General features: G+C 59.3%; 14 protein-coding genes and 1 tRNA gene. 11 read left to right on the top strand and 4 right to left on the bottom strand.

Annotation, left to right across the window (positions count from 1 at the left end; translation table 11 throughout):
• The first annotated feature begins 11 nt into the window (after nucleotides 1-11).
• Together PL599_RS14270 and PL599_RS14265 are read left to right on the top strand one after the other, a co-directional pair.
• Nucleotides 12-665: a response regulator transcription factor gene (locus tag PL599_RS14270; RefSeq protein WP_077984751.1), complete on the top strand. Its 654-nt coding sequence runs from the start codon at nucleotides 12-14 to the stop codon at nucleotides 663-665.
• A gap of 22 nt (nucleotides 666-687) precedes the next feature.
• Entirely contained in the window at nucleotides 688-2025 is a 1338-nt protein-coding gene (locus PL599_RS14265) for a sensor histidine kinase (protein ID WP_269824623.1), read from the top strand.
• Between the two features lie 62 nt (nucleotides 2026-2087).
• On the opposite strand, the gene PL599_RS14260 is transcribed toward PL599_RS14265, so the two are convergent.
• Nucleotides 2088-3392, bottom strand: a complete 1305-nt coding sequence (locus tag PL599_RS14260) for an MFS transporter (RefSeq protein ID WP_165691323.1) — start codon at nucleotides 3390-3392, stop codon at nucleotides 2088-2090.
• A 291-nt stretch (nucleotides 3393-3683) separates the two neighbouring features.
• Between PL599_RS14260 and PL599_RS14255 the strand changes: the two genes are divergently transcribed.
• From PL599_RS14255 to PL599_RS14235, 5 genes are all read left to right on the top strand, one after another.
• Nucleotides 3684-4793, top strand: coding sequence for an RHE_PE00001 family protein (locus tag PL599_RS14255; protein ID WP_077984748.1), 1110 nt, complete (start codon nucleotides 3684-3686; stop codon nucleotides 4791-4793).
• A gap of 250 nt (nucleotides 4794-5043) precedes the next feature.
• Nucleotides 5044-5274, top strand: a complete 231-nt coding sequence (locus PL599_RS14250; RefSeq protein WP_003522093.1) for a helix-turn-helix domain-containing protein — start codon at nucleotides 5044-5046, stop codon at nucleotides 5272-5274.
• A gap of 230 nt (nucleotides 5275-5504) precedes the next feature.
• Nucleotides 5505-6755: an adenylate/guanylate cyclase domain-containing protein gene (locus PL599_RS14245; protein ID WP_077984849.1), complete on the top strand. Its 1251-nt coding sequence runs from the start codon at nucleotides 5505-5507 to the stop codon at nucleotides 6753-6755.
• A gap of 213 nt (nucleotides 6756-6968) precedes the next feature.
• Nucleotides 6969-7961: an inositol 2-dehydrogenase gene (gene iolG, locus PL599_RS14240; protein ID WP_173991340.1), complete on the top strand. Its 993-nt coding sequence runs from the start codon at nucleotides 6969-6971 to the stop codon at nucleotides 7959-7961.
• Nucleotides 7962-8333: 372 nt separating this feature from the next.
• Entirely contained in the window at nucleotides 8334-9218 is an 885-nt protein-coding gene (locus PL599_RS14235) for a DMT family transporter (RefSeq protein WP_137412541.1), read from the top strand.
• A 20-nt stretch (nucleotides 9219-9238) separates the two neighbouring features.
• Here PL599_RS14235 and PL599_RS14230 read toward each other — a convergent pair whose 3' ends face one another.
• Complete coding sequence (locus tag PL599_RS14230) at nucleotides 9239-10294, bottom strand: ornithine cyclodeaminase (protein ID WP_269824625.1); 1056 nt, start codon at nucleotides 10292-10294, stop codon at nucleotides 9239-9241.
• Nucleotides 10295-10307: 13 nt separating this feature from the next.
• Nucleotides 10308-11228 (bottom strand): arginase, encoded by a 921-nt coding sequence (gene rocF / locus PL599_RS14225; protein ID WP_077984744.1) that lies wholly within the window; start codon nucleotides 11226-11228, stop codon nucleotides 10308-10310.
• Nucleotides 11229-11357: 129 nt separating this feature from the next.
• Here rocF and PL599_RS14220 point away from each other — a divergent pair, with 129 nt between their 5' ends.
• The 3 genes from PL599_RS14220 (at nucleotide 11358) to PL599_RS14210 (ending at nucleotide 12593) form a co-directional block, all read left to right on the top strand.
• Nucleotides 11358-11795, top strand: coding sequence for an Lrp/AsnC family transcriptional regulator (locus PL599_RS14220; protein WP_077984743.1), 438 nt, complete (start codon nucleotides 11358-11360; stop codon nucleotides 11793-11795).
• A 121-nt stretch (nucleotides 11796-11916) separates the two neighbouring features.
• Nucleotides 11917-11990: transfer RNA gene (locus PL599_RS14215), tRNA-Gln, on the top strand.
• 462 nt (nucleotides 11991-12452) lie between these two features.
• The gene (locus PL599_RS14210; RefSeq protein WP_269824626.1) at nucleotides 12453-12593 is read left to right on the top strand and encodes a hypothetical protein; all 141 of its coding nucleotides are present in this window, start codon (nucleotides 12453-12455) and stop codon (nucleotides 12591-12593) included.
• A gap of 404 nt (nucleotides 12594-12997) precedes the next feature.
• On the opposite strand, the gene PL599_RS14205 is transcribed toward PL599_RS14210, so the two are convergent.
• A complete protein-coding gene (locus PL599_RS14205; RefSeq protein WP_269824627.1) occupies nucleotides 12998-13900 on the bottom strand; it encodes an alpha/beta hydrolase in 903 nt (300 codons plus the stop codon).
• A gap of 115 nt (nucleotides 13901-14015) precedes the next feature.
• On the opposite strand from PL599_RS14205, the gene PL599_RS14200 reads away from it, so the two are divergent.
• Nucleotides 14016-14909 (top strand): LysR family transcriptional regulator, encoded by an 894-nt coding sequence (locus PL599_RS14200; RefSeq protein WP_269824628.1) that lies wholly within the window; start codon nucleotides 14016-14018, stop codon nucleotides 14907-14909.
• Nucleotides 14910-15199 lie beyond the last annotated feature (290 nt).

Below are 15199 nucleotides of genomic sequence, written 5' to 3'. Positions count from 1 at the left end.
AGGGAGCTGTCTTGCGGGTTCTGCTTGTTGAAGACGATCATGTGCTGGGCGAAGCGCTGCGGGACCATGTCGCAGCGGCGGGTCATGCTGTCGACTGGTTCAAGACGCTGGGTGACGCCATGGCCGCGACGCTGACGATGGGTTACGGCCTCATCCTGCTCGACATGCGCCTGCCGGACGGCGAGGGCATCACCCTTCTGCAAGGCCTGCGCCAGCGCGATGACGCGACGCCGGTCATCATTCTGACGGCCCACGACCAGGTCTCCGACCGCATTGCCGGACTGAACGCCGGTGCGGACGATTATCTGGTCAAGCCTTTCGATCTCAACGAGCTTTCGGCCCGCATGCTGGCCGTCTCGCGCCGTTACGAAGGGCGTTCTGCTCCCGTCATCCGCCTGCCCGGTATCGAGATCAATCAGGTGGCGCGCAACATCACGGTCGATGGGACTGCGCAGACGCTGAGCGCCCGGGAATGGGCCGTGCTGGAGAAACTCGTCGAACATCCTGGCGCCGTCGTTTCCAAAGCGCAATTGCACGACACGCTTTATGAATTCGGCGCGGAAATAGAAAGCAACACGGTCGAGGTCTATATCAGCCGGCTGCGCAAGAAAATCGGCCATGACCGCGTCGAGACCGTGCGCGGCGTCGGCTACACCATCAGATAGTCAGAATTACAAGCAGGCAGAAATGGCCAGACCGACCAGCATGACCCGCAAGCTCGTGACGGCGCTGACCAGCGTTGTCGCCATATCCTGGCTACTTGCCTGCGCGCTGGGCGTCATGGTGATGCAGGATGAGTTCGCCGAGATTTTCGACGCGGGCCTTGAGGAGACCTCAGAAAGGCTTCTGCCGCTTTTGCTGGACGATCTTCGCGAAAACAATACCGCGCCCGCCGCGCAGAAACTCAACAAGCCGGCGGAAGGGGCGGAATATCTGACCTACCAGGTTCGCGACCGTGAAGGGCAAGTCGTGCTGCATTCACATGACAGTTCGACGGAACCTTTCGAGGTACCGCTCGATCCCGGTTTTTCAGAGACATCGTCGCAACGTATCTTCACGATCGCTTCGCCGGACGACAATTATTTCCTGCAGGTCGCCGACGCCTTCGCCAATCGCCGCGAGGCGATCGAAGAGGCGGGCGCCGCGCTGCTTCTCCCCGTTCTCATCCTCATTCCCGCCAGCATTTTTGCCGTCATTGTGGTGGTGCGCAGAACGCTGCGACCGATACAGACCCTGCGCGACGATATCGGCAAAAAGGACGGCGGCAATCTCGCGCCGCTGCCGACGCAACCATTTCCGGGCGAACTGCATCCCATTGCCCGTTCGGTCAATCTGCTGCTCGGACGATTGCGATCGGCAATCGAGGCGGAACGGGAATTCACCGCCAACAGCGCCCACGAATTGCGCACGCCGATTGCCGGCGCGCTGGCGCAGGCGCAGCGGCTGCATGCCGACATTCCGCCGGAGCTTGCGCCGCGTGTGGAGAACATCGAAAAATCCCTGCAGCATCTCGCCCACCTGGCCGAAAAACTGCTTCAGATGTCGCGCGCTGAAGCAAAGATCGGGGTCACCGATAAAACGAGCGACGTCATCCCCGTGCTCGAACTCGTGATCGATGACATGAGCAGAACGACAATCGGAACGTCGCGCATCCGTTTCAACAATCGCCGCGACGGCGGTTTACCCTGCAGGATCGGCGCGGATGCCTTCGGCATCATCATTCGCAACCTTCTCGAAAACGCGCTGATCCACAGTCCGGCGGAAAGCCCGGTGCAGGTCGTCGCCGAAGCAGACGGCACGATCCACATCGTCAACTCCGGGGCGGCTATCGATGGGGGGCTCTTACCCAAGCTAACGACGCGTTTTACCAGGGGCCAGACCACGGCGGACGGAACCGGGCTTGGTCTGGCCATCGTCAAAAGCCTCGTGGAGCAAGCCGGCGGAAAGCTGCTGCTTTCCTCTCCGGCACCGGGCCGGCAGGATGGTTTTGAGGCCCGCATCGTCCTTCCTGTCGAACCCGCCTGACTGCAGAAAAGAACAAGCCCCGCCGGAAGGGCGGGACTTTTGCCGGTCTGGATGCGGGTCGCTCAATCCTCGTGAATATGGCTGTGATCGCGCGTGTCGCGCATCTTCACATAAACCACCAGCGACAGAGCGATCATGATCGTCACATACCAGAAGAACCAGCTTTCGTGGCCGATTTGCTTGAACTTCAGGGCCACGAATTCCGCCGTTCCGCCGAATATGGTGTTCGCCAGCGCATAGGGCAGAGCCACGCCAAGCGCGCGGATATGGGCAGGGAACATTTCCGCCTTCACCACCGCATTGATGGAAGTATAGCCGGTAACGATCAACAGACCGACCAGAACGAGGGCGAAAGCCATGATGGGATCGGTCGTCGTCGAAAGCGTGCTGAAGATCGCATAGGTGCACAGCGTTCCGAGAATACCGAAGCCGACCATCAGCGGTTTGCGGCCGATCTTGTCGGACAGCGCGCCGGCAAGCGGCTGGCACAGCATGAAGACGAAGAGCGCCGCCGTGGTGATCTCCGTGGCGCTTTCCTTGCTGAAGCCGGAGGTGTTGACGAGGAATTTCTGCAGATAGGTCGTATAGGCGTAAAAGGCGAGCGTGCCGCCGGAGGTGAGCGCCATGACCATCAGCGCTTCCCTTGGATAGTGCTTGAACAGCGCCCATCCGCTGGACTTCGGCTTGTCGACAGCACCGGTCTTGGCATTTTCGAAGGACTGCGTCTCGACAAGGCCGCGGCGGATATAAAATACCGCAATCGCCAGAAGGCCGCCGATGAAGAAGGGAATGCGCCAGCCCCAGGAGCCGAGTTGTTCCGGCGTCAGGACCCGCTGCAACACCAGAAGCACCGCCAGCGCCAGAAGCTGACCGGAAATGAGCGTCACATACTGGAAACTGGAGAAGAAACCACGGCGATTCTTGCCGGCCATTTCGCTGAGATAGGTCGCGCTCGCGCCATATTCACCGCCGACGCTGATACCCTGCAGAAGCCTTGCGAAAACCAGAATGGCCGGCGCGGCAATGCCGATCGCCTCGTGGCCGGGCGTAATCGCGATCAGCAGCGAACCGAGACACATCAGCGTGACAGATAAGGTCAGGCCGGCCTTGCGGCCCTTGCGGTCGGCATAGGTGCCCATGAACCAGGCCCCGATGGGCCGCATCAGAAATCCGACTGCGAAAACGGCGGCTGCGCTCAGAAGCTCGGCGGTCTGGTTTCCGGAAGGGAAAAACACCGGCGCAAAATAAAGGGTGAAGGCCGAATAGACATACCAGTCGTACCATTCGACGAGATTGCCCGCCGATCCGCCGATGATGGATTTCAAACGGGTTTTCTGATCCGGCGCGGTGGCGGGACCATTTGCCATAATATTCACGGGTAAACTCCAATTCATCTTCGTCTGGAGATGGAAGGGCGAACGGAAGGTGTCATAATTTGTCGCTCTCGGTGGGGGTATATACCCGCCATGTTGCAGTGCGCAAGTTTATACCGCGCCGCAATATTGACGAAAAAACAGCAAGGGCGAGCAAAACCCTCGTCGCGCCCTTTCTGTAACCACACGGCTTTTCGTCGGGATTTTGGGTGAAAACCGCGAAAGCGGAGGTGCCCGACTGTGATCCGCCTTGTAAGCCGCCCGTGCTCAAACTAAAAAATATCAATGATTTACGATATATCGGACGTACAGATCGAAAAGCTCCTCATTGCCGCCGCCCGCGCCGGCGAGGCGCTGGCGCGGCTGGACGAGCGGATCGACCGGTCACCGATGAAACAGGGCTTCATCGAAAGACAGGATTTCACCGATGCGATTTCATCCATGTGGGTGGATGGCGAACTCGTTCACATGGAAGATCTTGTGCTGCATGACGCCCATATGGATGTGCGCGCGCCAACCCATGAAATGACGGCGGCGCACCGGATTCTCCGCTCGCGACGGCTGATCTTTTCCAATGCCTCCGGCTGGGCCTTTACCGCGCCGGGCCTTTCTAGGCTACGCGGCAGGGCCGCGCTTGCCGAAGAGCCAGCACCTCCACGGCAAACACTCGACCATTCCCGCGATGAAGATGCCGACGCAGAGGAGGAAACATCGCTGGACGGCGCTTTTTCCGAGCTGGACGCGCTGCTGGCGCGAAGCGCCGCAACGCTCGATGCGATCACCACCGGAGGCGCGCTTCAGCCAATGCACAGGGAGGAAAGCCATGCGATCATCAACGAACCCGACTGGGACGAAGACGAACGGTTGAAAGAATGGTGGGCTGTCCTTGCGCGCACGGAAGAACTGCCGGCAATCCTTCGCACCGCCATCCTGCTCGACGCGTGGAACATGATCGAGGTGCTGCAACGCAGCCCCTGGCTCGGCCGACTTCTGGTCTCCGCCTTTCTGCGCGACGGCGCCGTCACACCCGCTCACCTGCCGGCCCTGAGCGCCGGTCTGCGTGCGATCCCACGGGAGCGCCGGCACGCCCGAAACCAGACGCAGCGCATTGCCGCACTTCTCGACAGCTTTTACGAAGCGGCGCAGGCCGGCATGAAGGAACATGACCGCCTGACCCATGCGCGAGAACGCATGATGCGCAAACTGGCCGGCCGACGCTCTTCCTCTCGCCTGCCGGAACTGGTGGAGCTTGTCGTCTCTCGACCGGTGGTTTCGGCGGCGATGATTGTCAAGGAACTCGGCACCACGCCGCAGGGCGCTATAGGCCTCGCCAACCAACTGGAATTGCGGGAAGTGACCGGCCGTGGCCGGTTTCGCGCCTGGGGCATGCTGTAGCGAAAGCCGCCGTCCTCGCAGGAGCCCTGAAAACGTGGGGTTTTCGGCCATTTTCGGGCAGGGCGTGCCGCAGGAATGCGGCGATCACGAATCTTAACAAAATTTAACTATTGCGTAGGTCGATGAAGCCGCTATGTTCCTCGCTGCGTTGCAGCACCGATATTCTTCTCCGGCAACGCGGTCGCATTCGGCCCCGGCAACTTTTCTGTGCCGCCCGCATTTAAGTGTCCATTCTGAGGGAGATGCAATAATGACAATTTCAATCTCACAACCCGATTCCGATCACGAAACCGATGCTCCATTTGCCAAAAAGGTCCTCACCGCACGCAATCTCGCCGGATATACGGTCGAACAGCTTGCCGTGACCTGCGGCCTGACCACCAGCGAAATACGCGCGCTGGAAGACGGCACGGACAGCGATCCGCTGCGCATCAGACGCGTTGCCGCAGCACTTCATATTCCCGTTGAAACCGTTATCTGATCCACCTGGCGATCATTAAAAATCTCAGCGCCGCCGGGGACGATGTTCCCGGGAACATCCGGGCGGCGCGCGTGGCCTGATTAAGCCAATCCCTTCCGGAACATTTTCCGCGCTCCTCTCTTAACATTTTCGTTATCCGGCACCACATGGGGTTCGCGAGCGACCATGTTTCGCCTTTGCGACATGTGCCCCGCTTGCGCGAGAGCAGCAACAACCTCCGGAATCCTGCCATGACACTAAGTCTCGACACCGAAGAACGGGTTTCTTCAGCACTGGATGAATTGTGGCCGGCGGAGAAGACGGAAATTCTTGACTGGCTGATCACGGGCACCAAGGACGAACGCTTTATCGACGACATATTCGTCGAACTCTGCAACAGGCTTCGGGAGAGCGGAGTTTCCGTGGCGCGGGGCGTGCTCGCTTTCCGCATTCGCCATCCGCAATGGCTTGGCGCGCGCATTCTGTGGAAAGCCGGCCTGTCCTCCGCCGAGATCGCCACCTATGGCTACGGATCTGAAAATACGCCTGAATATCTCAATAGCCCCATCAACGACATTCATCAGGGCGCCACCGAAGTCCGCCACCGGCTGAACGGAGAAGACATCGATGAGCCCGGCTATACGATCTACGAAGACCTGCGGGCCGAGGGGCTGACGGATTATTGCGCCTGGCCGATCGAGCATACCTTCGGCAAGCGCCATGTCGCCACATTCTCCAGCGACCGGCCCGGCGGTTTTTCCGACAGCGAAATCCTCGCCCTGAAAAACCTGCTTCCGGCACTGGCGCTCGTCAGCGAAATACGTCTGAAGAACCGCATGACGCGCACCCTTCTGGAAACCTATGTGGGGCCGCATGCGGGCGAAAAAATCCTCAACGGCGCAACGACACGCGGCAGCGGTATGACGGTGGGTGCGGCGATCCTGATCTGCGACCTGCGCAATTTCACCCATATTTCCGACCTTTGGCCGCGCGACGATGTCATCGAGCTTCTGAACGGTTATTTCGACGCCATGTGCGATCCCATCGAGGAATTCGGTGGCGAAATCCTGAAATTCATGGGCGACGGGCTGCTGGCGATTTTCCCGCTCAGCGACCCGCAGGCCTGCGAAAACCTGCTGAAAGCCATTGCCAGCGCGCAGAAGAGCCTCGTTGCGCTGAATGAGATCAATCGCCGCAAGGGACACGATCCTCTCGGCTACGGCATCGGCGTGCATGTCGGCGATGTCATGTATGGCAATATCGGCTCGAAAACCCGCCTCGATTTCACCGTCATCGGCCCTGCCGTCAATATCGCGTCACGGCTGGAAACGCTGACCAAGGAGACCGGGCGCAATGTGCTTTTCTCAGAAGAATTCGTGCGCACCGCCGGATATCAGGGAAAGCTGGAAAATCTCGGCCCATGGCTGCTGCGCGGCCTCGAAACCCCCGTTGAGGTATACGCCCTGCCCCATAATACGGCCCTGACAGCTTCGGCTGATTGATTGTTGCGCGGGGCTTTTCTCGATACCAGCCATCCGCGCCGCACCATCTTCCTGAAGGCGTGATTTCGGCCCCCTGGATCATCGTCAAAACGCTTGACACATCTGCGATGTCGAACTAGCAAAATAGAACATATATTCCATATCGAAACATTGCTTGTATTCATATTCTGTCCTTCCGGGAGTGAGGGATGGGTGTGAGAAACCGGAGGAAAGATGGTTACGAAATTGGCGCTGCTCGGCGCTGGACGGATCGGCAAGGTCCACGCCAAGGCGATCACCACCGACAGCCGTGCGCAACTGGCGGCCGTTGTCGACGCCATGGCCGGCGCTGCGGAAGCAATCGCCCGCGAAGCGCAGTGCAAGGTCAGCACGATCGATGAGGTTCTGGCCGACAAGACGATCGACGCCGTCATCATCTGCACGCCGACCAACACCCATGCCGACCTGATCGAGCGTTTCGCCCGCGCCGGCAAGGCGATCTTCTGCGAAAAGCCCGTCGATCTCGATGTCGCCCGCGCGGAAGCCTGCGCCAAGGTGGTCGAGGAAACCGGTGCGAAGGTGATGCTCGGTTTCAACCGCCGTTTCGACCCGCATTTCCAGGCCGTCCACAAGGCAATCGACGATGGTCGCATCGGCAAGGTGGAAATGGTCACCATCACCAGCCGCGACCCCGGCCCGCCGCCGGCCGACTATATCAAGGTCTCCGGTGGCATTTTCCGCGACATGACCATTCATGATTTCGACATGGCCCGCTTCCTGCTCGGCGAGGAAGTGGAAACCGTGTTCGCCACCGGTTCCGTTCTTGTCAATCCGCAGATCGGTGCGCTGGGTGACTTCGACAGCGCCAGCATCATCCTGACCACGAAAAGCGGCAGGCAGGCGATCATTTCGAATTCCCGCCGCGCCACCTATGGTTATGATCAGCGCATCGAAGTGCACGGTTCGGAAGGCTCGGCGGCTGCCGAAAACCAGCGCCCGGTTTCCATCGAAATCGCCAATGCGGAAGGTTACACCCGCCCGCCGCTGCATGATTTCTTCATGACGCGTTACACGGCGGCCTATGCTGCGGAAATCACCGCCTTTATCGACAGCATCGAAAACAATGTCGCACCGTCACCCTCCATCAAGGACGGTCTGATCGCGCTGAAACTGGCCGACGCCGCGCTGAAATCCGCGACCTCGAAGTCGGCCGTGACGATCGGCTGAAGGCCTTAAGCGCGACGCCGTCATGTGGGCATGAACCCCACCAGACATGTTGCCGTCATCCTCGGCCTTGTGCCGAGGATCTAAACACGTCGAATACAACCAGCAAGTCGCAGATCCTCGGGACAGGCCCGAGGATGACGTCGATGCAATTGGCATGAATTAAAGACTTGCGCCTTTTCGAGAAATCTAAACCAGACAGTAGCGCAGGCTAAGCCGGCAATCCGCCTGCCAAAAACGCAGCTTCCACACTTGCATGGCAGCTATTCGGAAAATAAGGTTGTCTGACAAGGTGCCGTCATAACATATGGCCGACACCCACCTCATTCATCCCGAATACTCTTTTGCCGACGGCAGTCGGATAGCGGTTTTCTTATGCCATCACCCAGAACCGGCTTTCTTTATGCGCTTGTCGCCTTCACGATCTTTGCGGCGCAAGATGGCATATCGAAACATCTGGGCAGCGCCTATCCGCCGGTTTTTATCGCCATGCTGCGATATTGGGCCTTTGCCGTTTTTGTTCTGCTGATGGCTGCAAAATCCGCCGGCGGCATCAGGGGCGCCGTCATGGCCAACCGCCCTTGGCTGCAGATCGGCCGTGGCGTGCTTCTTGCCGTACAGATCGTTTTTTCCATCTTCTCCTTCGCCGTCGTCGGGCTGGCGCACAGCCATTCCATCCTCGCCTCCGCGCCGCTGATCGTTGCGGCGCTGTCCATGCCTTTGCTGGGAGAACATGTGGGCTGGCGGCGCTGGAGCGCCATTTTTGTCGGCTTCATCGGCGTTCTCGTCATTCTCAAGCCGGAGGGCGACGGTTTTGATAACAAGCTCATCATCACCTTCGTGGCCGCCTTCATGTTGGCGCTCTACAGCGTCCTGACCCGCCTTGGCAGCAAGAGCGATTCAGCGATGACCAGCTTCTTCTACACCGGCGTGGCCGGCGCGGCGGCCCTGACGCTGGTCGGCCCGTTTTATTGGGTCAACCTCGCTCCGCAGGATTGGGGCTGGATGCTGGCGCTTTGCATTACCGGCATGAGCGGCCATTATTGCCTGATAAAGGCGTTCGAACTGGCGGATGCGGCCTCCGTGCAGCCCTTTTCCTATTACCAGCTGGTGCTCGTCTCCATCATCGGCGTCACCGTCTATGGGGAAGTGGTGACGCCCAACATGGTCATCGGTGCGGCGATTGTTATCGCCGCCGGCCTCTTCACCATCTGGCGGGAGCATGTGGTTGCCCGCAGGAACCGCCGGGAAACGAAATAGACGGCCAGCGCTGGAAATCCCTAGACGAGGGCCGCCTCACACCGCAACAGCATCCCAAACAGGTCACGTGGTTCATCCGGGTCGGCCAGCAGATCGAGCTCGGTATAAAGCCCGGTGGATGGCAGCTTTGAGCGCACGTAACGCAGCGCCGAAAAATCTTCCGTCGCGAAGCCGACGCTGTCGAACAGCGTGATCTGCCGGTCGCTTGCCCGCCCCTGCTTTTTACCCGATATGACCTGCCAAAGCTCGGTGACGGGATAATCCGCCGGCAATTGCTGGATTTCACCTTCAATGCGCGTCTGCGGCGGATATTCCACAAAGATATCCGATCGCAGCAGAATGTCCCGGTGCAGTTCCGTCTTGCCGGGGCAATCGCCGCCCACGGCGTTGATGTGAATGCCGGGCCCGACCATGTTGTCGGTCAGGATCGTCGCATATTGCTTGTCGGCGGTGACTGTCGTGATGATATCCGCCCCTTCGACCGCTTCCTGCGAGCTTTCACAAATCTTGATGGCAAAACCCTGCCCGGCGAGATTGCGGGCGCATTTTTCGCTGGCGGAAGGGTCGATATCGAATAGCCGCAGCGTGTCTATGCCGAGGATAGCCTTGAAGGCGCGCGCCTGGAATTCGCTCTGTGCGCCATTGCCGATGATGGCAATGGAGCGGGAGTTCTTGCGGGCGAGATATTTTGCGGCAACAGCGGAGGTGGCGGCGGTTCGCAGCGCCGTCAGGATGGTCATCTCGGTCAGCAGCAGCGGATAACCATTGCCGACATCGGAAAGCACGCCGAAAGCCGTCACCGTCTGGCGGCCTTCCTTCATGTTCTTCGGATGGCCGTTGACATATTTGAAGCCGTAAAGCGTGCCATCGCTGGTCGGCATCAGTTCAATGACACCTTCCTTCGAATGCGAGGCAATGCGCGGCGTCTTGTCGAAGCTTTCCCAGCGGCGGAAATCCTCTTCCACCACCCCCGCAAGTTCGCGCAGAAACGTATCGATGCCCACGCGCAGCACAAGTTTCATCATGTGATCGACGCTGACGAAGGGGACGATATTGAGGTTCGGTATCACGGTCATCATATCACCCCTTTCAGCCGGCCCGCGTCGGGCGGTCCATGACCCGCTTGCCCAGCAGGCTGGCGGCGAGATCCACCATCAGTGTCGCGGTTCTGCCGCGCTCGTCGAGAAACGGGTTGAGTTCCACGAGATCGAGACTGCAGACCAGCCCGCTATCATGCAGCATTTCCATCACGAGATGCGCCTCACGGAACGTCGCGCCGCCCGGAACCGTGGTGCCGACGGCGGGCGCGATGGAGGGCTCGAGAAAATCGACATCCAGACTGACATGCAAAAGCCCGTTCGCCGCCTGAACCCGAGCGAGGAATTCGCGCAGCAGGACGGCAACACCGTGCTCGTCAATCGAGCGCATGTCGTGAACGGTGATGCCGCTCTTTTCCAAAGCGGCCCTTTCGGCCGGATCAACGCTGCGGATGCCGATCATGCCGATATTTTCCTCAGGCACCGCATGGGAAAGCGGCGGGAAATAACCGTCAAAACCCTTTCGCCCGCTGAAATAGGCAACCGGCGTACCGTGCAGATTGCCGCTGCGCGTCGTCTCCAGCGTGTGATAATCGGTATGGGCGTCGAGCCAGAGCACAAAAAACGGCCGGCCCTTTTCAGCCACCCGGCGCGCCATGCCGGCGACCGTCCCTGCGGAAATCGCATGGTCGCCGCCGAGAAAGATCGGTACGGCATCCGCGCTCTCACGATAGGCAGCCTCCGTCAGCGCCTCGGTCCAGGCCACGGTTTCAGGCAGATGATGCACGGCGGGATTGGGATGGTTAAATTCGCGGAAGGTCGCCGGCGTCACATTGCCGGTATCGACAACGCGATGCCCCAGTTCTTCGAGAGCATAGGCAAGCCCCGCAACGCGATAGGCGCTCGGCCCCATTTCGCATCCCAGTTGCCCGGCCCCGATCTGCAACGGCGCACCAACAAGCCTGATTTCCATTCCCGTCCTCACTTTCCTGCCAACAAGCCCAAGTTCACCACAGCGATCCGGCGAAATGAACATCAAATATTGGCAATATTATCGAAATAAGCTATCGATATGGTAAAATTGATTTACCGAATTGGTCATATGGACAATCTCGACGAGCGGCTCATAACCCTTTTGCGCCACAATGGCAGGCGCAGCATTTCCGATCTCGCGATCGAGACGGGAACCTCGCGCGCGACGGTGCGTTCGCGCATCGAAAGAATGGAGAATGACGGCACGATCATCGGCTATACCGTCATCCTGCGTGCCGACGCCGTGGAGGCTGCAATCCGCGGCATCATGATGATCGAGATTGAAGGCCATGTGACGGACCGCGTCATCCGCACACTCGGCGGCTTTCCGGAAATCTCCGAAATTCACAGCACCAACGGCCGCTGGGATCTTATCGTGGAACTCAACGCCGCCACGCTCAGCGATTTCGACGCGGTACTGCGCCGCATCCGCTTGGTGCCCGGCATTACCGGCAGTGAGACCAGCCTCTTGCTCTCCACCCCGCGTTCCACCCGCGCACGGCTCTGAGCCACGGGCAAACGCAAAACAGGGATAAAACGCATTTTTCGATTTTTTCGACTTGCGCCCCGGAATAAATCATCTATATGACGACCCACCAAAGCGAACGCGCCACGCGCTTTAAGGCTTTTGGGGAATAGTTCAATGGTAGAACAGCGGACTCTGACTCCGTCGATCTTGGTTCGAATCCAGGTTCCCCAGCCAATTCTCCCTAAAAGCCCTTAATTCCTTGATTTTCCAGTCGTGCCGGATAGTGTTTTGGCATCATTGGCGACCTGATGCCCAAAACTGGTGCCCAGAGGTGATGCCCACGCTGGTCAAGCGCGAGGGACAAAGCTCCGGGCAAAGACAGGGCATTCGTCATGGCCGTGCGCCACGAAGTCGAGAATCTGATCCGCCGCGGAAACATCTTCTATTGGCGGCCACGCGTCCCGGCCGCTCTCATCAACTGCGGTCCCGGTACGTGTCAACGGGGCGGTCGCCAATCAGTTCGATGAACAACGCGATGCGACTCTGTGCTGTCGAAAGATCGCGTTCGATGTTAGCTCCGCCTCCGAGGCGTCGCGCGGCGATATATGTCGGGATCACATCGGTCAGTGTCGGCTGAGGCGACTTCGGACGCTTAACCGTTCGTCGATCCAGCTCGAAGGCCGGAATGAGCCTCCCATGAGCATCGCGACGGGTGCCGTCGTCATCCGGCAGGGGCTGAGGAGGTGCGTGTCCTTTACCGTCGGCCATATCGTCACGCTGTTCGAACAACAGGAATGCGCTAACTACTTCAAATCGTGCGGATATGACCCCGAGTAAAGCGGACGCCCTCTAGACACGAAAACTTTACCCACGGTCCGACGTTCGCGACACTCATCTCACAGCCAAGCCAGCGATGGTGATCATCACGCAACAAGTATGTGGGTTACTTTGTGGGGCCAAAGCGCAAGTTAATTACAACGCATTGACAAAAATACGCTTTTTTTTGCATCAATGGCGGGCCGTGCGGGATAGCGATGAGAACTATGTCTACGCCATAGCCCTCCAAAATGGGAGCTAAATGCCCGACCGGGCCTTACGATTCGCGCGTGGTGCCGAAGCCTTCCAGCGCGAATTCAAAACGTTGGGCACCCCATCGCCTGCAAGCAACTTCCTGTTGCCAATTCCGGGTTTCGACGGGGGGCGAGGGTGCAAGAGCCCGGCTCTCGCACCCTCCTGTCCTGTCAGAGATGCTTTTTGTAGAACGGCACGAGCTTCGCGACCGCTTTGGCGACGGGCTCGGGCTGGTCGTAGAGATCGTAGTGGGTCGCGCCCTCGACGACGAACAGGTCCTTCTGGCTCTTCACTCGGGCGTAGAGTTCCTGTCCGTCCTTCAGCGAACCGAACGCGCCGGGCACGGAGCCGGTGATGATCTGGATCGGCTGCGTCAGCAACTCTTCGACCATGTGGAACGCATCGAAGGCGATCACGCTGCCGACGCTGGTAAAGCGCAGCTTGTTGGGCGCGCAGGCATTCTGGCCGCGCGGCGTGCGGTAGTAGTCCACGGCCTGCGAGACATCGACATCCGTGATCCCGGCCGCGTCGCGCTCCTCTGTCGAGTTCGGAATCCAGTTGTTGATGAGCGGTTCCGTGCCGCGCGCCTCGGCGGTGCGCTGCTTGCCAATGGCTTCGAGTGCAGCAATCACGTCGCCCTCGCGGTTCAAACGGCCGATATTCGCGCCGACCACCGTGCCCACGGCTTTGATGCGGTGTTCGGTCATGGCGGCGTTCACGGCATAGCCGCCGCCCGCACATACACCCAGCACGCCAATCTTCTCCTCATCGATATAGGGCAGCGTGACGAGATAATCGACGGCGCAGCGCACGTCCTCGACGCGGGTGGCGGGGTCTTCGATATAGCGCGGCTCGCCCCCGCTCTCGCCTTGGAAGGAGGCATCGAAGGCGATGGCGACGAAGCCCTGTTCGGCCAGCTTGGAGGCATAGAGACCAGCGGTCTGTCCCTTGCAGCTAGACCCCGGATGGACGCAGACGATAGCTGCGTACTTCCTGCTCTCATCGAAATCGGCGGGGAGGTGCAACTCGGCCGCCACATCCCATGTGCGGTTCGTGAAGGTCACGGATTTCATACTTGATCTCCTTTTTAGGGCTTGTCGGATCGGTTTCGATAGAACCTATGTAGCAGCCGCGTTCCATTTCGATTAGACATCATATGATGCATGCCTGCATTAGTGAGGCTTATGAATGGACGGAGAGAATCTGCGAGACCTGAATGCCTTCGTCGTGGTCGCGGAGGAAGGCAGCTTTACCCGCGCCGCCGCCCGGCTTGGCGTCTCGCAATCCGCACTCAGTCAAACGATCCGTGGACTGGAGGAGCGCCTTGGTCTGCGCCTTCTCAACCGCTCTACTCGAAGCGTCTCGCCAACAGAGGCAGGAGACCGGCTGCTGGCCCGCGTCCAGCCGGCGATGCAGGAGATCAACGAAGGACTGACGCAGCTGACCGAATTGCGCGAGAAGCCCGCCGGAACGATCCGCGTTACAGCAGATGAGTTCGCTGTCCATCACGTCCTCTGGCCCGTGATCGAAGGCTTCCTGCCAAATTACCCAGATATCGGTATCGAGATAATCACTGACTACGGTCGCGCGGATATCATCAATGATCGCTATGATGCCGGTGTGCGTCGTGGCCGGCTGATAGCGCAGGACATGATCGCGGTGCCGATCAGCGCGGATATCCGCATGGCCGTGGTAGGATCACCCGCATACCTTGCTGGACGACAGCGGCCAAAGACACCGCAGGATTTGATCGGGCACGCCTGCATCAATCTGCGCCTGCCCAATCACGGCGAGTTCTTCGCATGGACGTTCCGCAAGGGCGGCAAAGAACACCGCATCAAAGTTGAGGGGCAACTCGTGTTCAGCACGCTGCCGGCGATTCTGACTGCAGCGGTGGCGGGCTTTGGACTGGCCTACATGCCGGAGGCGATGGTCAGGCCCCATGTGGAATCGGGACAGCTCGTCGAGGTGCTGAGCCCTTGGCGTCAGGTCTTCGAGCGGTATCACCTCTACTATTCAAGCCGGCGTCTGGCATCCCCCGCGTTTTCTCTGCTGGTGGATGCACTGAGGTACCGAGAATAAGCTGGCAGCATTTCGACAGTGCGATTGAAGTCGGAAGTCGAAATAGTCATGCTGCGCCACTCAGCACTCGGTTTTGTCGTGGAACTGGCGGTACTTTGCGGTCTTTCTCACCCGGTAGCGGTGCGGTGATGGCGGCAATATCGCACCCTAGAGGGCAATCGGCTGTCCGACTTGAGAGATAGGTGACGTTTTGTACCGGAGACATGGGTAACACTTTTCGCTTTGCGGGAGGTGTTGATGCCGTGGAGAGAGACTTCGGTTATGGAAGAACGTCTACGCTTTGTCGCCCG

Source organism: Agrobacterium sp. ST15.16.055, assembly GCF_027956555.1.
GTDB lineage: Bacteria > Pseudomonadota > Alphaproteobacteria > Rhizobiales > Rhizobiaceae > Agrobacterium > Agrobacterium salinitolerans.
The sequence above is the reverse complement of the archived record's forward strand: the minus strand, read 5'-3'. Positions and strand labels throughout refer to the sequence as shown.